This window comes from Streptomyces sp. yr375, from assembly GCF_900110755.1.
Taxonomy (GTDB): domain Bacteria; phylum Actinomycetota; class Actinomycetes; order Streptomycetales; family Streptomycetaceae; genus Streptomyces.
Window position 1 is genome coordinate 26,106 of sequence record NZ_FOFF01000031.1, and the last position, 18,965, is coordinate 45,070.

General features: G+C 71.1%; 16 protein-coding genes and 1 pseudogene. 9 read left to right on the forward strand and 8 right to left on the reverse strand.

Going from position 1 to position 18,965, the window contains the following annotated elements:
* Positions 1-166: 166 nt before the first annotated feature.
* Together BMZ82_RS26155 and BMZ82_RS26160 are read right to left on the reverse strand one after the other, a co-directional pair.
* Entirely contained in the window at positions 167-2,998 is a 2,832-nt protein-coding gene (locus tag BMZ82_RS26155) for a helix-turn-helix transcriptional regulator (RefSeq protein WP_093779849.1), read from the reverse strand.
* Between the two features lie 669 nt (positions 2,999-3,667).
* Positions 3,668-4,510 carry a helix-turn-helix transcriptional regulator gene (locus BMZ82_RS26160; RefSeq protein ID WP_093779903.1) on the reverse strand — a complete coding sequence of 281 codons (843 nt, stop codon included), beginning with the start codon at positions 4,508-4,510 and terminating at the stop codon, positions 3,668-3,670.
* 188 nt (positions 4,511-4,698) lie between these two features.
* On the opposite strand from BMZ82_RS26160, the gene BMZ82_RS26165 reads away from it, so the two are divergent.
* A complete protein-coding gene (locus tag BMZ82_RS26165; protein WP_093779850.1) occupies positions 4,699-6,381 on the forward strand; it encodes an AMP-binding protein in 1,683 nt (560 codons plus the stop codon).
* A 92-nt stretch (positions 6,382-6,473) separates the two neighbouring features.
* Positions 6,474-8,060: pseudogene (locus BMZ82_RS26170) on the forward strand (AMP-binding protein).
* Between the two features lie 10 nt (positions 8,061-8,070).
* On the opposite strand, the gene BMZ82_RS26175 reads toward BMZ82_RS26170, so the two are convergent.
* The gene (locus tag BMZ82_RS26175) at positions 8,071-8,793 is read right to left on the reverse strand and encodes a hypothetical protein (protein ID WP_093779851.1); all 723 of its coding nucleotides are present in this window, start codon (positions 8,791-8,793) and stop codon (positions 8,071-8,073) included.
* 258 nt (positions 8,794-9,051) lie between these two features.
* Between BMZ82_RS26175 and gcl the strand changes: the two genes are divergently transcribed.
* The gene (gcl, locus tag BMZ82_RS26180; protein ID WP_093779904.1) at positions 9,052-10,836 is read left to right on the forward strand and encodes a glyoxylate carboligase; all 1,785 of its coding nucleotides are present in this window, start codon (positions 9,052-9,054) and stop codon (positions 10,834-10,836) included.
* A gap of 91 nt (positions 10,837-10,927) precedes the next feature.
* Here the strand turns inward: gcl and BMZ82_RS26185 are convergent, their stop codons facing one another.
* The 4 genes from BMZ82_RS26185 to BMZ82_RS26200 all read right to left on the reverse strand — a co-directional run bounded on the left by BMZ82_RS26185 (position 10,928) and on the right by BMZ82_RS26200 (position 14,035).
* Positions 10,928-11,611: a TIGR04222 domain-containing membrane protein gene (locus BMZ82_RS26185; RefSeq protein ID WP_256252117.1), complete on the reverse strand. Its 684-nt coding sequence runs from the start codon at positions 11,609-11,611 to the stop codon at positions 10,928-10,930.
* 70 nt (positions 11,612-11,681) lie between these two features.
* On the reverse strand, positions 11,682-11,918 hold the full coding sequence (locus BMZ82_RS26190) for a hypothetical protein (RefSeq protein WP_093779853.1): 237 nt from the start codon (positions 11,916-11,918) through the stop codon (positions 11,682-11,684).
* 370 nt (positions 11,919-12,288) lie between these two features.
* Positions 12,289-13,182, reverse strand: coding sequence for a 2-hydroxy-3-oxopropionate reductase (locus tag BMZ82_RS26195; protein ID WP_093779854.1), 894 nt, complete (start codon positions 13,180-13,182; stop codon positions 12,289-12,291).
* Positions 13,183-13,210: 28 nt separating this feature from the next.
* Positions 13,211-14,035, reverse strand: a complete 825-nt coding sequence (locus BMZ82_RS26200) for a TIM barrel protein (RefSeq protein WP_093779855.1) — start codon at positions 14,033-14,035, stop codon at positions 13,211-13,213.
* Positions 14,036-14,270: 235 nt separating this feature from the next.
* Here BMZ82_RS26200 and BMZ82_RS26205 point away from each other — a divergent pair, with 235 nt between their 5' ends.
* From BMZ82_RS26205 to BMZ82_RS26230, 6 genes are all read left to right on the forward strand, one after another.
* Entirely contained in the window at positions 14,271-14,519 is a 249-nt protein-coding gene (locus tag BMZ82_RS26205) for a YkoF family thiamine-binding protein (protein WP_093779905.1), read from the forward strand.
* Positions 14,516-14,884 carry a helix-turn-helix domain-containing protein gene (locus BMZ82_RS26210; protein WP_177244674.1) on the forward strand — a complete coding sequence of 123 codons (369 nt, stop codon included), beginning with the start codon at positions 14,516-14,518 and terminating at the stop codon, positions 14,882-14,884. The genes BMZ82_RS26205 and BMZ82_RS26210 overlap by 4 nt, the downstream gene beginning before the upstream one ends.
* A gap of 150 nt (positions 14,885-15,034) precedes the next feature.
* Positions 15,035-15,550 carry a 2-oxo-4-hydroxy-4-carboxy-5-ureidoimidazoline decarboxylase gene (uraD, locus tag BMZ82_RS26215; RefSeq protein WP_093779856.1) on the forward strand — a complete coding sequence of 172 codons (516 nt, stop codon included), beginning with the start codon at positions 15,035-15,037 and terminating at the stop codon, positions 15,548-15,550.
* Positions 15,547-16,005: a hydroxyisourate hydrolase gene (gene uraH, locus BMZ82_RS26220; RefSeq protein ID WP_093779857.1), complete on the forward strand. Its 459-nt coding sequence runs from the start codon at positions 15,547-15,549 to the stop codon at positions 16,003-16,005. The genes uraD and uraH overlap by 4 nt, the downstream gene beginning before the upstream one ends.
* A gap of 7 nt (positions 16,006-16,012) precedes the next feature.
* The gene (pucL, locus tag BMZ82_RS26225; protein WP_093779858.1) at positions 16,013-16,951 is read left to right on the forward strand and encodes a factor-independent urate hydroxylase; all 939 of its coding nucleotides are present in this window, start codon (positions 16,013-16,015) and stop codon (positions 16,949-16,951) included.
* 39 nt (positions 16,952-16,990) lie between these two features.
* A complete protein-coding gene (locus BMZ82_RS26230; RefSeq protein WP_093779859.1) occupies positions 16,991-18,373 on the forward strand; it encodes an 8-oxoguanine deaminase in 1,383 nt (460 codons plus the stop codon).
* Between the two features lie 147 nt (positions 18,374-18,520).
* Here BMZ82_RS26230 and BMZ82_RS26235 read toward each other — a convergent pair whose 3' ends face one another.
* Positions 18,521-18,943 (reverse strand): acyl-CoA thioesterase, encoded by a 423-nt coding sequence (locus BMZ82_RS26235; RefSeq protein ID WP_093779860.1) that lies wholly within the window; start codon positions 18,941-18,943, stop codon positions 18,521-18,523.
* Positions 18,944-18,965 lie beyond the last annotated feature (22 nt).

Genomic DNA, 18,965 nt, shown 5'->3' on the forward strand with positions numbered 1-18,965 from the left:
CAGGGAACCCACAGGCGCCGCCGACCGTCCACGCAGGGAGGCCAGGGGACCGTCAGGGGAGAGTCAGGGGAATCCAGCAGAACCCGCCAAGGGTGCGTAGCCCCTGAGATGGTCCCCGAGGCGACCCGCGAGGCATCCCCTGACGGGGAGTTAACCCGCGGATTCCTCACTTCGCGTGACGTCCCGCCGCCAGTCGGACGATGTCCACCCGCGAGCGGATCCCCAGCTTGCGGTAGACCCGGGTCAGGGTCGCCTCGACCGTCTTGACGCTGATGAACAGCCGCGCGGCGATCTCCCGGTTGGTCGCGCCCTCCATGACGAGCGCGGCGACCTGACGTTCCATCGAGGCCAGGCCTTCGAGGGCGTCGGAGGACGCGGCCGCCAGCGGGGCGACGGCGGCCGGCTGCGCCTGACCCTCCGCCGCGGCCAGGTCCACCTGCCGCAGCCAGGGCAGCGCCCGGCACCGCCGAAACAGCCGCGCCGCCTCGTCGTACGACGTCGGACCCGCGCCCGCCCCCGGCCGCAGGGTGCGCAGCCGGGCCAGCGCGAACGCCGCCCGCGCCTCCTCCAGGCCGTAGCCCAGCTTGGCGAGCCGGTCCTGCACGGACGTCAGCCGGGACAGCGCCGCCTCGTGGTCGCCGAGCGCCGCCCGCACCATCGCCTCCGACCGGTCGAGCACGGCGAGCACGCTCTCCCGGCCCAGCCGCAGCGCGTGCTCGCGCGTCACGTCGATGACGTCCTGCGCCTCGCCCGGCTCGCCGACCCGCACCAGCGCCTCGGCGAGGTCGCCCTGCCAGCGGCCGCGCGCCGGGTCGGTGATGCCCAGGCCCTGTTCCAACTCCCGCACCCGGCGCAGCGAGCCGACCGCGCCCGCCGCGTCCCCGGCCACCAACTGGGCGTGGCCGAGGGCGGCCAGGGCACGGGAGACGTACATCTGGTCGCCGTCCTCCTCGGCGTGCTCCGCCGCCTCCCGGGCCAGCGCCAGCGCCCGGTCGACGTCACCGCCGGAGGCCTCGGCGAGGGAGGCGAGCATCGCGGACGCGCCCAGGCCGATGCCCGAGTCGCGGGCCAGCCGCAGGCTCTCGCGGGCCAGGTCGAGGGCGCGCCCGCAGTGCCCGGAGCGCAGTTCGGTCTCGGCGAGGAAGCGCTGGAAGTGCACCTCGCTCTCGACCATGCCGCGCCGGCGCACCTCGCGCAGCAGCGCGGTGATGGTCGAGCGGGCCTCGGGCAACTGGTCGCTCATCAGCAGCCAGCGGAAGCGGGCCGCGCCGACGCCGTTGTGATGGCAGGCCACGTAGGGGTCCTGAGGTTCCTTCAGGGCGCGCTTGATGGTCTGGGGGGCGTTCGGATGGCCCATCAGGGTCTCGGTGGACGACTGGAAGGACAGGGCCATCAGCTCGGTGCGCCGGTCGCCGCCGCGCGCGGCCAGCTCCGCCGTGTGCGCGGCCTCCTGGCGGGCCTCGGCGAAGTCGCCCTCGACGATCAGCTTGCGCCAGGCCAGCCGGTAGTGGACCAGGGCGAGCAGCCGCGGATCGTCGCCGGCGTCGGCCAGGGCCTGCGGGAAGACGGCGTCGACCTCGCCGAGGGACTGCCCGGCGGCCTCGATGACCACCTCCCAGGCGCGGATCCGTTCGGCGGGCACGGTGGCCCGGGTCAGCACCTCGCGCGCGATGTCCCGGGCGAGGTCCACCTCACCGGCGGTGATCGCGTCCTCGGCGGCCTGGAGCCGGCGGTCGTCGGGCGCGGGTGTGCCGTCCGGCGGGGTGTGCCGGGCGGCGAGCAGCCCGAGCGAGGCGGCGACCGAGGGTGCGCCCCGGTCGCGGGCGAGCGCCGCCGCCTCGGCGAGCCGGGCCGCCACCTCCGGGTCGGTGCCGGTGGTGGCGAGGGCGAGGTTGCGGGCCCGCTCGATCGGGTCGGAGGCGGCCGTGGACAGCGCCGCGTGTACGGCCCGGCGCTCCTGCGCGGGTGCCTCCGCGTACAGCGCGGCGGAGATCAGCGGATGCGCGAACCGTACGGCCGGCCCTTCCGGCTCCGTCGCCAGCAGGCCGAGCGCGGCGGCCTGCGCGGTCTCGGCCTCGGCGTTCTCCCGGCCGGCCGCGTGCAGCAGGGCCAGGGTGGGGCGGGCGCCGGCGCTGGCCACGAGCAGGGTGCGGCGGGCCTCGTCGGAGAGCATGTCGAGGCGGCTGAGCACCAGGGCGCGCAGCGAGGTCGGCACCGGCAGGGGTTCGCCGGGGCGCGGCGGGGTCGGGCTCTCGCCCAGGGCGCGGCCCAGTTCCAGGGCGAACAGGGGGTTGCCGCCGCTGGTGCGGTGGATCTCGCGCATCGTCGAGCGGGGCAGGTCGGTGTAGCCGCGGTGGTCGAGCAGCGCGGAGACCTGGGCACGGGAGAGCGGGTTGAGGCGGACGGCGAGGGTGTCGGGCGGGGACGCGCGTAGATGACGGTCGTACTCCTGCCCCTCGGTGCGCACCGCGCACAGCAACTGGACCGGTGTGTCGCCCAGACGGCGGGCGGCGAAGCCGAGGAGTTCGGCGCTGGCGGAGTCCAGCCACTGGAGGTCGTCGGCGACGAGCAGGACGGGGCCGGTGGCGGCGAGGGCGCGCAGGGCGGACAGCACGGCCAGCCGCAGGGCGAGGCCGTCGCGTTGCAGAGTCGATTCGCCACGGCCGGTGAGCGCCGATTCCAGGGCGGTGCGCTGGGCGGCCGGCAGCTTGTCCGAGATTTCGTCAAGGACCAGGCCGAAGAGATCGGCCAGGGCCAGGAAGGGGAGGTGGGATTCGGACTCGGTCGCCGAGCAGCGCAGGACGGTGCGCGCCGACTCGCCGTAATCCGCGGCCAATGCCCGCAGCACGGTCGACTTTCCTATTCCGGCAGGCCCGTGCAGCAGCACACTGCCGCCGCGCGTCAACTGCTCACGGGCGGCCGTGAACAGCTCCTCCCTGCCGATGACCTGGTCGGAACGGCATCTGGCAGGCTCCTTGAAGTCCCGTCGCACGGTCACCGCTCCCTTCCGAGTGTCGTGTCCGGGCCAAATTCTAGGCAACGTCTCTTTGAAATTCGGAGGCACGGCGTGGTGAGGGATATAACAACGTGACGCATAGGGAAATTCAGGTTGACGATGAGTGAATGGTCTCTTGTCGTGTGGGACCTCCCTGGCTGGATGTGATCGCTGCTTGCGGGCATCCTGCACCGTCCGCGCTACGCCCGTGTTGCACACCCCCGCCCAAACGCGCCGCACCCCTCCCACCGACCCGCCTGCCACCCCTCCCACCCAGCCCCTCACGGGGCCCTCGCCGAGTTTTCGCGACTCTCCTGCCGAGCCGCTTGCTGGGCCCGGCCGAGCCCGTCGCCGGCCCCTGCGTAGCCCTTCAAGGGGGCCTGCCGAGCGATTCGCGGTCCTCCTGTCGGGCTGCTTGCCGGCCCCTGCCTGGTCCCTTCTCGCCTTCCTGGCTTGCCCTTCGTGGGCTGCCGAGCCCTTCGCGGCCCTCCCGTCGAGCCCTTGCCTGGTCCCTTGCCGCCCTGCTGCCTTGCCCCTCGTGGGGGCCTTGCCGAGCCCCCTCGCCCACCTCCTCCCTAGTTGCCTGGCGGCCCCCGTCGAGTCCTCGGGCCTCCCGTGTGGCCCCTCGCCGGGCTTCCGCCCGGCGTCTCGTCGGACCCCGCCAATTCCTCCCTACGGCAGCAGGCCCGCTCTGCGGGCTGCGGCCACCGCCTCTCCTCGGGTGTGGGCGCCCAGTCTGCGCATTGCTGATCTGAGGTAGCCCTTGACGGTTTCCGGGCGTAGGCCCAGCCGCTCGGCTGCCGCCGCGTTCGTCGCGCCTGCCGCCACGCATGCCAGTACGTCCAGTTCGCGCGCGGCGAGTGTGACCCGTTGATCGCCGGTGTCGGACGTGAGCAGGCCGCAGGCGTCGAGGAGTTCGGCGCGCAGGGCCGGGTCGGTGATCCGGGGGGCCAGGGCGCGCAGGGCCGTGTGCGCCTCGCGCACCTGCTCCCAGTGGGCCGCCGTACCGGCCCCGCCGCTCGCCGCGCCCGGCCGGGCCGCCGCCGCCAGCAACAGGTCGCCGACCTCGTCCCCGACCACGAGCGCCTGCTCCATGTCCCGCGCCACCTGCACGGCCGCCGTCAGCGTGCGGTCGCCCAGCGGCTGCGCCGTACGCAGCGCGCCGTACAGCACCCCGCGCACCCGGCGTCGTACGACCACCGGGATCGCCACCACCGAGCGCAGGCCCTCCTCGGCGACGGCCGCGTCGTACTCGTGGCTGATCTGCCGGGAGAGGGAGTAGTCGACCACGGCGCACGGGCGGGCCAGCGCGACCGCCTTGCCGCCGAGGCCGTTGCCCGGGGGCACCGCGAGCCGACGCAGCGCGAGACCGGTCCCGCCGCTGAACTCGCTGATCCGCATCCGCTGCCGCCCCGGCTCCACCAGGCCGCCGAAGGCGACCGGCAGCCCCGTCGCGCGCCGCAGTCGCGCCAGCGCACCGCGCATCTCCATCGCTTCGGCCGAGTCTGCCGTCACGTTCACGCCTCGCCCTTTCCGTGCGGCGGGTGCCGCACACCCCCGTTCGGGGGTAGTGAGACCTGCATCACGGATTACACGATGGCAGAGAGCCGCCCGGCAATGGTCCGGCACCACGGGAGTGAACCTCGGGGCGCATCCGCCGGGCGCGCCCCGGCGGTGGACGACCGCGAACGCGAGGAGGACAGATGACGACGGCGACGACGACAGCGACGCAGCTTTTCCGCACGGCCCGGGACTTCCTGTTGGCACACCGGGAGGACTACCCGACCGCCTACGAGCGTTTCGAGTGGCCCCGCCCGGAGCACTTCAACTGGGCCCTCGACTGGTTCGACGTCATCGCCGACGGCAACGACCGCACCGCCCTGCACATCGTCGAGGAGGACGGCTCCGAGACCCGCCTCACCTTCGCCGAGCTGTCCGAGCGCTCCGACCGCGTCGCGAACTGGCTGCGCGGGCGCGGGGTCGCCGCCGAGGACCGGATCCTCGTCATGCTCGGCAACCAGGCCGAGCTGTGGGAGATCGCGCTCGCCGCGATGAAACTGCGCGCCGTCGTCATCCCGGCCACCCCGCTGCTCGGCCCCGCCGACCTCACCGACCGCGTCGAACGCGGCCGGGTCCGGCACGTCCTCACCCGGTCCGCGGACACCGGCAAGTTCGACGAGGTCCCGGGCCGCTTCACCCGCATCGCGGTCGGCGGCGCCCCCGAGGGCTGGCAGCCGTACGAGGACGCGTACACCGCCCCGGCCGGCTTCACCCCCGACGGCCCCACCCTCGCCGACGACCCGCTGATGCTCTACTTCACCTCCGGCACCACCGCCCGCCCCAAGCTCGTCGAGCACACCCACACGTCGTATCCGATCGGGCACCTCTCGACGATGTACTGGATCGGGCTGCGCCCCGGCGACGTGCACCTCAACATCTCCTCGCCCGGCTGGGCCAAGCACGCCTGGTCCAACCTCTTCGCGCCGTGGAACGCCGAGGCGACCGTCTTCATCCACAACTACACCCGCTTCGACGCGGCCCGGCTCATGACCGAGATGGACCGGGCGGGCGTGACGACCTTCTGCGCCCCGCCCACCGTCTGGCGCATGCTCATCCAGGCCGACCTGACCCAACTGCGCACCCCGCCCCGCGAGGCCGTGGCCGCGGGCGAGCCCCTCAACCCCGAGGTCATCGAGCAGGTGCGGCGCGCCTGGGGACTGACCGTACGGGACGGCTTCGGCCAGACCGAGACGGCCGTGCAGATCGCCAACAGCCCCGGCCAGGAACTGAAGACCGGCTCGATGGGCCGACCCAGCCCCGGCTACCGGGTGGAGCTCCTCGACCCGGTGTCCGGCGCGCCGGGCGCGCGGGAGGGCGAGATCGCGCTCGACCTGTCGGTCCGCCCGGTCGGCCTGATGACCGGCTACCACAGCGACCCCGACCGTACGGCGGAGGCGATGGCCGGTGGCTACTACCGCACCGGCGACATCGGCAGCCGCGACGAGAACGGGTACCTCACCTACGTCGGGCGGGCGGACGACGTCTTCAAGGCCTCCGACTACAAGATCAGCCCGTTCGAGCTGGAGAGCGCGCTGCTGGAGCACGAGGCGGTCGCCGAGGCGGCCGTCGTCCCCGCCCCGGACGAACTGCGCCTCGCCGTGCCCAAGGCGTACGTCGTCCTCGCGGCGGGCTGGGAGCCGGGCCCCGACACCGCGAAGGTGCTGTTCGAGCACTCCCGCCAGGTCCTCGCCCCCTACAAGCGGGTCCGCCGCCTGGAGTTCGCGCCGCTGCCCAAGACCGTCAGCGGCAAGATCCGCCGCATCGAGCTGCGCGAGGCGACGGCGGCGGGCTCGGCGGACGAGTACCGGGAGGAGGACTTCCGGTGACCTCGCACGAGTCCGGCTCGCCCACGCACGGTTCGTATGCGCACGGTTCGCCCACGCACGGTTCGTATGCGCACGGCACGAGTGGTACGGCTCTGCTCGGTGACACCATCGGCGCCAACCTCGTCCGGGTGGTGGCCACTTGGCCGGACCGCGACGCGCTCGTCGACGTGCCGTCCGGGCGGCGCTGAACGTACGCCCACTTCGGTGCGGACGTCGACCGGTTGGCGTCCGCGCTGCTGGCGAGCGGGGTCGTCAAGGGCGACCGGGTGGGCATCTGGGCGGTCAACTGCCCGGAGTGGATGCTCGTCCAGTACGCCACCGCCCGCATCGGCGCGATCATGGTGAACATCAACCCGGCGTACCGCACCCACGAAATCGAGTACGTGCTCAACCAGGCCGGAGTGTCCGTCCTGTTCGCCTCCCTGAGTCACAAGGGGAGCGACTACCGGGCGATGGTCGACCAAGTGCGGGGCCGCTGCCCCGGGTTGCGGGAGGCCGTGTACATCGGCGACCCGAGCTGGGACGCGCTGCTGGCCCGGGCGGTCCCCGACCCCCACCACGAGGACGCGTCCTGCGACCTGTCCGGCGACCTGTCCTGCGACGACCCCGTCAACATCCAGTACACCTCGGGCACCACGGGCTTCCCCAAAGGCGCCACCCTCTCCCACCACAACATCCTCAACAACGGTTACTTCGTGGGGGAGTTGCTCGGCTACAGCGAGCAGGACCGGGTCTGCGTCCCGGTGCCGTTCTACCACTGCTTCGGCATGGTCCTCGGAAACCTCGCGGCCACCTCGCACGGCGCCTGCCTGGTCATTCCCGGCCCGTCCTTCGACCCGGCGGCCACCCTGGCGGCGGTCCAGCAGGAGCGGTGCACGTCGTTGTACGGCGTCCCGACCATGTTCATCGCGGAGTTGAACCTCCCCGACTTCGCGGCCTACGACCTCTCCTCCCTGCGCACCGGCATCATGTCGGGCTCGCCCTGCCCGGTCGAGGTGATGAAGCGGGTGGTCGCCGAGATGAACATGGCGGAGGTGTCGATCTGTTACGGCATGACCGAGACCTCGCCGGCCTCCACCCAGACCCGCCGCGACGACGACCTGGAGCACCGCACGGGCACGGTCGGCCGGGTCCTCCCACACGTCGAGGTCAAGGTCGTCGACCCGGCCACCGGCGTCACCCAACCCCGGGGCGTGGCGGGCGAGTTGTGCACCCGCGGCTACAGCGTGATGCTCGGCTACTGGAACGAGCCCGAAAAGACCGCCGAGGCGATCGACGCGGGACGCTGGATGCACACCGGGGACCTGGCGGTGCTGCGCGAGGACGGTTACGTCGAGATCGTCGGCCGCATCAAGGACATGATCATCCGGGGTGGGGAGAACATCTACCCGCGCGAGATCGAGGAGTTCCTCTACACGCACCCGAAGATCAGGGACGTCCAGGTCGTGGGCGTCCCGCACGAGAGGTACGGCGAGGAGGTCCTCGCCTGTGTGATCCCGTACGACGCGACGGACTCCCGGTCGGCCGAGCCCCTGTCGCTGGAGGAGCTGCGCGCGTACTGCCAGGGCCGGCTGGCGCACTACAAGATCCCGAGCAGGCTCCAGATCCTGGACGCGTTCCCGATGACCGTCTCGGGGAAGGTCCGCAAGATCGAACTGCGGGAGACGTACGGCCGTTAGGAGCCGGCGATCACCGGTTGCTGCCTCGGGCGTCGAGGGCGTCGGCCACCGCGTTGACCGGCTGCGGGGTGCCCGTGAGGTCCAGGACGAAGAGCGGGACGCGGAGGTGGTCGGCGCGGGCGCGGGCGTCGTCGTCGTATCCGGCGAGGGAGAAGTAGACGCAGTCCGCGGACTCCGTCATGGCCGTCAGCCACAGACACTCCACGTCCCGCAGCGAGGCCGGGTGCACGCTCGGGTCCACCTGGGCCAGCAGCCCGCGCGCGGCGAGACCGACGCCGGAGGTGGGCCGCTGGTCGGCCCGCCGGATGTCCCCGTGTCCGAGCCAGTTCAGATACAGCGCGGTGGCCGTGACGGCGTCGCGTGCGGTGCGGATGGCGATGGGGCGGAAGGCACGCGGTTGCGCCGACGGTATCGGTGACGGTGACGGTGCCGGTGTCGACGGCGGGGGCTCCGGGGTGGCATACGGCGTGGCCACCGGGATGCGTAGCACCGTGCCGCAGGTGCAGCCCAGTTCCGGGTGCGGCCACTGGTCGCGGCGGCCGCAGGCGGGGCAGCACAGGGCGATCCAGTCGTCGTCCCATGTGCGGTGTGCGACGGTCGTCGGCGCCGTCCGCGCGTCGAGGACCGGCGTGACGGGGGCGCCGCACGCGCAGGGATAGGAAGGCGCGGTGTACAGGCGCTCGCGCCGACAGGCCGGGCAGCGCACCGGCACGCTCTCGGGCATGGCCCCCATCGTCCTCCTTCGGCCCCCGCTTGTCCGTCTCTTGACGACCTTCGCGCACCCACTTACATTATTTCCAGATAGTAGAAAATATTTTCCGCGATACGGAATTTGTGAGGGCGGGAAGAAGAGTTCTCACCGCGGGGCGCGACGGGAGAGCGAATCCGACGGCAGGACCCGCTGAACCAGCAGTTCCAGCAGTTCCAGCAGGACCCGCTGAACCAGCCGATGCAGTCGAATCAGCCGATGCAGTCGAAGCAGGAGTACTCCATGGCTCGTATGACCGCTGCCCGCGCGGCAGTCGAGATCCTCAAGCGCGAGGGCGTCACCAGCGCGTTCGGTGTCCCCGGTGCGGCGATCAACCCCTTCTACGCGGCACTGAGGGCCTCCGGTGGCGTCACCCACACCCTCGCCCGCCATGTCGAGGGCGCCTCGCACATGGCCGAGGGCTACACCCGCACCCGCCCGGGCAACATCGGCGTCTGCATCGGCACCTCCGGTCCGGCCGGCACCGACATGATCACCGGGTTGTACTCCGCCCTCGGCGACTCGATCCCGATCCTGGCCATCACGGGGCAGGCTCCGACCGCCGTGATCCACAAGGAGGACTTCCAGGCCGTCGACATCGCCTCCATCGCCAAGCCGGTGACGAAGATGGCGGTCACCGTCCTGGAGGCGGCGCAGGTTCCCGGCGTCTTCCAGCAGGCCTTCCACCTCATGCGTTCCGGGCGGCCGGGCCCGGTCCTGATCGACCTGCCGGTCGACGTCCAGCAGACGGAGATCGAGTTCGACCCGGACACGTACGAGCCGCTGCCCGTCTACAAGCCGGTCGCGTCCCGCGCGCAGATCGAGAAGGCGATCCGGATGCTGAACGCCTCCGAGCGCCCGCTGATCGTCGCGGGCGGCGGCGTCATCGCGGCCGACGCCACCGAACTGCTCGTGGAATTCGCCGAGTTGACGGGTACGCCGGTCATCCCGACCCTGATGGGCTGGGGCGCGATCCCCGACGACCACGAGCTGAACGCCGGCATGGTCGGCCTCCAGACCTCGCACCGTTACGGCAACGCGACCTTCCTGGAGTCCGACTTCGTCCTCGGCATCGGCAACCGCTGGGCCAACCGGCACACCGGTCGCGTCGACGTCTACACGAAGGGCCGCACCTTCGTCCACGTCGACATCGAGCCGACCCAGATCGGCAGGATCTTCGCCCCGGACTACGGGATCGCCTCCGACGCGAAGGCGGCTCTGGAGCTTCTCGTCACGGTGGCAAGGGAGTTGAAGGCGGCGGGGACGCTCCCCGACCGCTCCGCGTGGGCGACCGCCGCGCAGGAGAAGAAGGCGACTCTCCAGCGCCGTACGCACTTCGACGACATTCCCATCAAGCCGCAGCGCGTCTACGAGGAGATGAACAAGGCCTTCGGCCCGGAGACCCGTTACGTCACCACGATCGGCCTCTCGCAGATCGCCGGCGCCCAGATGCTGCACGTCTACCGGCCCCGGCACTGGATCAACTGCGGCCAGGCGGGCCCCCTCGGTTGGACGATCCCGGCGGCCCTGGGCGTGGCGAAGGCCGACCCGGAGGCGCAGGTCGTCGCGCTCTCCGGGGACTACGACTTCCAGTTCATGGTGGAGGAGCTGGCGGTCGGCGCGCAGCACAAGATCCCGTACGTCCATGTCCTCGTGAACAACGCCTACTTGGGGCTGATTCGCCAGGCGCAGCGGGCGTTCGACATCGACTTCGAGGTGAAGCTGGAGTTCGAGAACGTCAACTCGCCCGAGCTGGGCGTCTACGGCGTCGACCATGTCAAGGTCGCCGAGGGCCTCGGCTGCAAGGCGATCCGGGTGACGGACCCCGCCGAACTGGGCGCCGCCTTCGAGCAGGCGAAGAAGCTCGCCGCCGAGTTCCGGGTGCCGGTCGTCGTGGAGGCGATCCTCGAGCGCGTCACCAACATCGCGATGAGCGTCACCAACGACATAGGAAACATCGTGGAGTTCGAGGAACTCGCCACCGAGCCGGAACACGCGCCGACGTCGATCAGGACACTGAAGGTCTGACGCTCTGACGCCCTCCGCAGCACACAGGGGCGGCCCCACCTCCCGAAGGGTGGGGCCGCCCCTGTGTGTGCATGCCATCCGCGTACGGGTCTCAGTCCGTCCCGCCGCCGCTGCCTCCGCCACAGGAGACATAGCTGCCCCCGCCGGTGCCGCCGCCCCGGGGCGCGCGTCGGTGGAATCCCTTGTCGGCGACCTCGGCCCGGGCAGTGAGTCCTGCCCGCAGGGCGAAGCGTGCGGCCAGGATGTTCAGGGCGGACTCCCCATGCAGGGCAACCGCGAGCAGGGTGTCGTCCGCCGAAAGCCCCTTCCGGTCGGCCGGAAGGGGCGGCAGGGGATGTTCGACGAGCAGGGCGCTCAGGGCGCGCCGGGCGGCGCGTGTCCGGCGCGGAGGAAGCGAACGCAGCATCCCGGCGGCCACAAGCCCGGCCCGCACCCCGGCGAGCGCCTCACGCACCTCGGGCCGGGCCTCCAACTCGGCGACACTCATGGGCCGTTGGAGCGCGGCGCGCACGGCTGCGGGCAGGACGGGAAGGGCGTTTTCCGTGCCCTCCGAGGGCGCGACTGCGCTCGCCCGGATCCTCCCCGGCCGGCCCACGTCGATCAATCCCCGTAGATGCAGGGCGAGTACGGCCACCGTGACCGCGGCGCGGGAACCGCCCCGCAGCAGCGCGACCTCGTAGGGCTCCAGCCGGACCGGCGTACCACCGCTCATGTCGTCCCCCCTGTGACGACGGGGCCCGCCGCCCCCGTGCAGGCGGGCCCCGCGTGACGACAATGTGCCCTGTCCTGGGGGTGGTTGAAGCCTCCTGAACCATGTTCAGAGGTTCATTTGAGGTTGCCGCACCTCACGTCCCATGCGGCTCGGAGAGCCCCGGCCAGTCCTCGGGGCCGCCGCCCTGCCACTCGATGAGATCGCTCTCCTCCACCTCGATCCGGTCCAGATCGGCCAGCCGCAGGATCTCGACGACATCATCGAGATGCGAGGCGACCCCGAGGACGGCGTCCCCGGCGGTGACCCGCCGCGACCCGTCGAGCGCCGGGCTGTGGACCACGATGTGCGGATACCGCGTCGGATTACCCATGCCCTCAGCCTCCTGCGGACGGCGCGGATCCGCACGCCGACAAGGGCGAGGAGCGCTGGGCGGGGAGTACGGAGGTGTGGGGGGCACGGGTATGGCCGTCCGGCGGCGCGAGGCCGGGCGCGACGGGACGTTCGCGCCGCCGGACGGGGTTCGGTACGGCAGGGACCGCGGCGGGTACGACGGAACCGGGCGTGCCTTCCCTCAGGTCGAGAAGGCGGCTCGGATCCTTCACCACCGCACTGGCTCACACGCCGCCGCGGTCCTCACCTCGCCCGCATGCCGCCGACCGGTCAACCCTCATCCGGGCCGTTCGGCTGCTGCGGGCCGCTCCTGTGGTCAAAAAAGTGTGCGGATGGATTGGACGGTGGGTTCAGACCCGGTCGCCCGAGAGGCGCTCCACCGCTCGCAGTAGGGCCGAGTGGTCCAGGTTGCCGTCGCCCTGGGCTCGTAGGCTTGCTACGAGTTGGGCTACCAGGGAGCCGACGGGGAGGGCCGCGCCGACGTTGCGGGCGGCGTCGGTGACGATGCCCATGTCCTTGTGGTGGAGGTCGATTCGGAAGCCCGGGTTGAAGTCGCGGGTGAGGAAGTTGTTCTTTTTGCGTGTCAGCACCGTTGAGCCGGCGAGGCCGCCGTTCAGGACGTCCAGCGCGGCCTTCAGGTCGACGCCCGACTTCTCCAGGAAGACCACGGCCTCGGCGCAGGCCTGGATGTTCACGGCGACGATCAGTTGGTTGGCGGCCTTCACGGTCTGGCCCGAGCCGTGCGGACCGCACAGCACGATGGTCTTGCCGAGGGCCTCGAAGAGGGGCTTCGCCTCGTCGAAGTCGGCCTGCCCGCCGCCGACCATGATGGACAGCACGGCCTCGACGGCGCCGGCCTCACCGCCGGACACGGGGGCGTCGAGCACCCGGATGCCCTTGTCGTGGGCGGCCAGCGCGAGGTCGACCGAGGTCTGCGGGGTGATCGAGGACATGTCGATCAGGAGCGCGCCGGACCGCGCGTTCTCCAGGATGCCGTCGGGGCCGTACGCGATGGCCTCGACCTGCGGGGAGGCGGGCACCATCGTGATCACGACGTCGGCGTCGCGGACCGCCTCGGCGATGGACGACGCCGCGCTGCCGCCGGCGGCGGTGAGCCGGTCCAGCTTGGCCTGCTCCAGGGTGAAGCCGGTGACGTCGTAACCCGCCTTGATCAGGTTCTCGGCCATGGGGGAGCCCATGATGCCGAGGCCGATCCAGGAGACCTTGGGGAGTGCGTTGCTCATCGGGAATGCCTCTCGGTACGGGGGCGGGTCAGCGGGTCGGCAGCCAGTCGAAGGCCTCGGCGCTCGGGCGGTCGCCGGGCTTGTACTCCAGGCCGACCCAGCCGTCGTAGCCGGACTTCCGCAACTGGTCGAGGAGCTCCGCCAGTGGCAGCGTCCCCGTGCCCGGCGCGCCGCGGCCCGGGTTGTCGGCGATCTGCACATGGCCGGTCTTCGAGGCGTACCGCTCGATCACCGACGGCAGGTCCTCGCCGTTCATCGACAGGTGGTACAGGTCCATCAGGAACTTCGCGTTGCCGAGCCCCGTCGCCTCGTTGACCCGGTCGACGACCTCGACCGCGGCCGGTGCGCCGACCAGCGGATACCTCGGCGACTCGGGCCGGTTCAGCGCCTCGACCAGCAGGATCGCGCCGATCCGGTGCGCGGCCCGCGCGGCGCGGGCCAGGTTCTCCAGCGCGAGCGCGTCCTGTTCGGCCGGGGTCACGCCGTCGACGCGGTTGCCGTACAGGGCGTTGAGCGCCGTACAGCCCAGGGACTGCGCGAAGTCGGCGGCCACGTCGATGTTGGCGCGGAACCGCTCCGACTCCTCGCCGGGCAGCGACAGGGCGCCGCGGTCGGGGCCAGGCAGTCGGCCGGCGTAGAAGTTGAGCCCCGTGAGGTGCACGCCCGCGTCCTCGATCGCCTGCTTCAGCGCGGCGAGCTCGGACCGCTCGGGGGTGGGGGAGTCGATCCACGGCCACCACAGCTCGACCGCGGTGAAGCCGGCCGCGGCGGCTGCCGCCGGGCGCTCCAGGAGCGGGAGTTCCGTGAAGAGGATCGACAGGTTGACGTTGAAGCGCTGCTCTTCGAAGCCCATGGAGTTCCGCGCTCCCTTCCGTGTCGACTGTTTCTGTTTACCTTTATGTTTCCGTATTGCGGAAGTTCGTTTCTGCTTAATGGAAGATTGCCGCTCTGGGTCGGAGCTTGTCAAGGGGGGGTGCGGAAGTGGTCCCGCTGCCGTCCGGCGGGTCCGTTAAGGTCGAGGTTCGGGCGGTGACCTTCCGGTTCGGTCCGGTTCGGTTGGTTGGCTGGTTGAGAGAGGTGTGGGCGCGATGCGGCTGAAAGTGGAGTTCACCACCGAGCCCTTCGATCTCGACGAGGCGCCCGCGCACGCGCTGGTCGCCCGCGAGGTGATCGAGGCCGCCGACCTGGACACGGTGGACGTCGGACCGTTCGGCAACACCGCGGAGGGCGCCGGCGACGCGGTCCTCGCCGCCGTGGACGCCCTGCTGCGCAAGTCCCTCGGCGCGGGCGCCACCCGTATCTCCCTCCAGGTCAACGTCGTCGGGGAGGGCGCGTGAGTACCGGCGGCGACGAGGACTTCATTGCGGCCGTGAAGCCGCTGGTCGACGCGATGGGCGGGGAGATGCTCCCGCCGGACGAGGCCGGTCCCGACGACGTCGTGCTCGCCTGGGCGGGTGTCGACGCCGTCGCCGTACGCCTGCCGCAGCTCGCCGACTCCCTCGATCACATCCTGGCCGCCATGGAGCGCAAGAAGGGCAGGCCCCTCGCCGACCTCGACCGCAAGGCCAAGCAGGAGGTCGTACGGATACTCGAGGCGCGCGGCGCCTTCTCCGTACGGCACGGCGTGGAGACCGTGGCGAGCGCGCTCGGGGTGAGCCGCTTCACCGTCTACAACTACCTCAACCGGGAGAAAGAGGCCTGAGGGGTCTGCCCGTAGGGGCGGCCCGCAGGGTTCCGGCGGGTTCCGTTACCCGGAATTTTCAACAAAGTGTTGACGCGGTGTCGTGGAGGGGCGTTAGCTGAAGGCAGCCCGCTCACGCACGAAGGCCGTCCCGCGGCCACGGAGGCTCCCGTGACTTCGACTTTCCCGCCCCCGGGCCTGGCCCGGTTCAACGACCTCGAGGAGGCCGCGGCCCGCGCCGCCCTCCACGAGGCGTGCGCCGCCACGGCGTGGGCGGACCGACTGCTCGCGGCCCGGCCGTACGCCACCGTCGACGCCCTGTACGCCGTCAGTGACGCCGCGATGGCCGACCTGACCGCCGCTGACCTCGCGCAGGCGATGGCCGGACACCCCCCGATCGGCCGCCCCAAGCCCGGCGACCCGACCTCGGCCCGCGAGCAGCGCGGCATGGCCGGCGCGTCCGAGGAGCTGAAGGCCGAGATGCTCGAACTGAACCTGGCCTACCAGGAGAGGTTCGGCCATGTCTTCCTGATCTGCGCCACCGGTCGCACCGGCGAACAGATGCGGGACGCGGTGATGGAACGGATCGGCAACCCGCCCGAGCGGGAGCGGGAGATCGTCCGCACCGAACTGGGCAAGATCAACCGTATCCGCCTGGCCGGTCTCGTACAGGAAGAAGCGGCATGAGCACCGATACCCCCGCCTCCGACACCCCCGCCTCCGATACCACCACGTCCGTCACCCCCGCCTCCGTGTCCACGCACATCCTGGACACCAGCGTCGGCCGTCCCGCCCGGAGCGTGGCCGTGCTGCTTGCCGCGCGGGCGGGGCGCGACGCCGACTGGCAGTCGCTCGGCGGCTCCGCGACCGACGCGGACGGCCGGTGCAAGGACCTCCCGGCGCTGCCGGAAGGCACCACCCACGTGCGGCTCGACTTCGCGGTCGAGGCGTACTTCGAGACATCCGCGAACAAGCAAGCCGATGCGCAGCAGGATGCCCCCGCGAATCGGGACAGCGGTACCGCCGGGGCCGGGGCGTTCTTCCCGGAGGTGGCGATCACGTTCGCCGTCGTGCCCGGCGAGCACTACCACGTACCGCTGCTGCTCAACCCGTTCGGCTACTCCGTATACCGAGGGAGCTAGCAGACACATGGCAGACAATTCCCGCCCCACCCAGCCTGTGGTCGCCCAACCTGTGATCACCCACCCGGTGATCCTGGGGCAGAACCAGTACGGCAAGGCCGAGAACCGGGTCGTGAAGATCACGCGGGACGGCGCCACCCACCACATCAAGGACCTCAACGTCTCCGTGTCGCTCAGCGGCGACATGGACGAGGTCCACCTCTCCGGTTCGAACGCCAACGTCCTGCCGACCGACACCACCAAGAACACGGTGTACGCGTTCGCGAAGGAGCACGGCATCGAGTCCGCCGAGCAGTTCGGCATCCACCTCGCCCGGCACTTCGTGACGAGTCAGGAACCGATCAAGTCGGCCCGGATCCGGATCGAGGAGTACGCCTGGGAGCGCACGACGGGGGGCCACTCCTTCGTCCGCAAGGGCCAGGAGACCCGGCTCACCCAGGTCACGTACGACGGGCGGAGCTGGGAAGTCGTCTCCGGGCTCAAGGACTTGACGGTGCTCAACTCGACGGACTCCGAGTTCTGGGGCTACGTCAAGGACAAGTACACGACGCTGCCCGAGGCGTACGACCGCATCCTGGCGACCGAGGTGCACGGGCGCTGGCGCTTCAACTGGTCCGACGACGCACAGGAGATGCCGGACTGGGAGGAGTCCTACGCGCAGACGAAGCAGCACCTGCTCCAGGCCTTCGCCGAGACGTACTCGCTGTCGCTCCAGCAGAGCCTTTACCAGATGGGTGCGCGGATCATCGATCAGCGCGAGGAGATCGACGAGGTCCGCTTCTCGCTCCCCAACAAGCACCACTTCCTGGTGGACTTGACCCCGTTCGGCCTGAAGAACGACAACGAGGTGTACTTCGCCGCCGACCGCCCCTACGGGCTGATCGAGGCCACCGTCCTGCGGGACGGCAGCGAGGCGAGGATCCCGGCGGACCTCACCAACCTCTGACCCGAACCCGGCACGGCAGTACGGAAGTTAGGACGAACGATGGGTACGACGGTTCAGCGCATCGTCATCGAGAACTGCGCGATCGCGACCGTGGACGCCGCCGACACCGAGTACACCACTGGGTACGTCGTCATCGCCGGCAACCGCATCGAGTCGCTCGGCGCGGGCAAGGCGCCCGAGGGGCTGGCGGACGTGGTCCGGCGCATCGACGCGACCGGTCACCTGGTCACCCCCGGCCTGGTCAACACGCATCACCACTACTACCAGTGGATCACCCGGGGCCTGGCCACCGACCACAACCTGTTCGACTGGCTCGTCGCCCTCTACCCGACCTGGGCGCGCATCGACGAGCCGATGGTCCGCGCGGCGGCGCAGGGCTCCCTCGCGATGATGGCCCGCGGCGGCGTCACCACCGCGATGGACCACCACTACGTCTTCCCGAAGGGCTCCGGCGACCTGTCCGGCGCGATCATCGGCGCCGCCCGTGACATGGGCGTGCGCTTCACCCTCGCCCGCGGCTCCATGGACCGCAGCGAGAAGGACGGCGGCCTGCCCCCGGACTTCGCCGTCGAGACCCTCGAAGGCGCACTCGCCGCGACCGAGGAGACCGTCAAGCTGCATCACGACGCCTCCTTCGACGCCATGACACAGGTCGCCGTCGCGCCCTGCTCACCCTTCTCCGTCTCCACCGAACTGCTGCGCCAGGGCGCTGAGTTGGCCCGTCGGCTCGGAGTGCGCCTGCACACCCACGGCTCGGAGACGGTCGAGGAGGAGAAGTTCTGCCACGAGCTGTTCGGCATGGGCCCGACCGACTACTTCGAGTCCACCGGCTGGCTCGGCGAGGACGTGTGGATGGCGCACTGCGTCCACATGAACGACTCCGACATCGACGCGTTCGCCCGTACGAAGACGGGTGTCGCCCACTGTCCGTCGTCCAACGCCCGGCTGGCGGCCGGCATCGCCCGCGTCCCCGACATGCTGGCGGCCGGTGTCCCGGTCGGCCTCGGCGTCGACGGCACGGCGTCCAACGAGTCCGGCGAACTCCACACCGAACTGCGCAACGCCCTCCTCATCAACCGCCTCGGCGCTCACCGGGAAGCCGCCCTGAACGCCCGTCAGGCGCTGCGCCTCGGTACGTTCGGCGGTGCCCAAGTCCTGGGCCGGGCGCGGGAGATCGGCTCGCTGGAGCCGGGCAAGCTCGCCGACCTGGTGCTGTGGCGGATGGACACCCTGGCCCACGCCTCGATCGCCGACCCGGTGACCGCCCTGGTCTTCGGAGCGGCGGCCCCGGTGACCGCCTCCTTCGTGAACGGCCGTCAGATCGTCGAGAACGGACGCCTGTTGCACGCCGACGAGGACGAGATCGCCCGCTCCACCCGTGCCGAGGCCCAGCGCCTGGCACGCATCGCCGCGCAGGCGTAGGGCCGGCTGACGGCAGGGCTGAGTGCCTGAGAACTCCGGCCGAGGGGGACGGCCCTCGGCCGGAGCCATGGACCCGAGCAGGGGTCATGGCGGACGGGTCGGTTCCGGGGCGCGCGTGGACACGTGCGCCCCGGCCAGCTCAGTCGGCTAGAGGCCGAACAGGCCCGGGTCCGTGGCCAGTTCCTTGAAGTAGCCGTGGGGGTTCGTGATCATCCGGCGGTTCTCCAGGTCCAACAGGCCGCCGACCGAGGTGAGTTCGGCGGCGACCGTGCCGTCCGTCCTGGTGATGGTCTGCTGGATCCGGAAGGTCTTGCCGTCGCCCCACTCGAAGGCGCAGGTGACGTCGACCTCGTCCCCGGCGAGGAGTTCACGCCGGTAGCGGATGGTCGTCTCCAGGGCGACCGGGCCGACGCCCTTGCCGATCAGTGCGGCTTGCGTGATGCCCGCGGCCTGGAGGAACGACCAGCGAGCGTGCTCCGCATAGTTGATGTACACGCTCTGGTTGAGGTGTCCCTGTACGTCGGTCTCGTACCCGCGGACAGTGACCCGGACGGAAAACGGCTCGCTCACTGCTTCCCCTTCTCGTCGACGG

Coding starts and splice junctions, on each gene's coding strand:
- BMZ82_RS26165 (WP_093779850.1), top strand. CDS start 4,699: ATGACGACGGCGACGACGACAGCGACGCAGCTTTTCCGCACGGCCCGG.
- BMZ82_RS26175 (WP_093779851.1), bottom strand. CDS start 8,793: ATGGGGGCCATGCCCGAGAGCGTGCCGGTGCGCTGCCCGGCCTGTCGG.
- gcl (WP_093779904.1), top strand. CDS start 9,052: ATGGCTCGTATGACCGCTGCCCGCGCGGCAGTCGAGATCCTCAAGCGC.
- BMZ82_RS26190 (WP_093779853.1), bottom strand. CDS start 11,918: ATGGGTAATCCGACGCGGTATCCGCACATCGTGGTCCACAGCCCGGCG.
- BMZ82_RS26195 (WP_093779854.1), bottom strand. CDS start 13,182: ATGAGCAACGCACTCCCCAAGGTCTCCTGGATCGGCCTCGGCATCATG.
- BMZ82_RS26200 (WP_093779855.1), bottom strand. CDS start 14,035: ATGGGCTTCGAAGAGCAGCGCTTCAACGTCAACCTGTCGATCCTCTTC.
- BMZ82_RS26205 (WP_093779905.1), top strand. CDS start 14,271: ATGCGGCTGAAAGTGGAGTTCACCACCGAGCCCTTCGATCTCGACGAG.
- uraH (WP_093779857.1), top strand. CDS start 15,547: ATGAGCACCGATACCCCCGCCTCCGACACCCCCGCCTCCGATACCACC.
- pucL (WP_093779858.1), top strand. CDS start 16,013: ATGGCAGACAATTCCCGCCCCACCCAGCCTGTGGTCGCCCAACCTGTG.
- BMZ82_RS26230 (WP_093779859.1), top strand. CDS start 16,991: ATGGGTACGACGGTTCAGCGCATCGTCATCGAGAACTGCGCGATCGCG.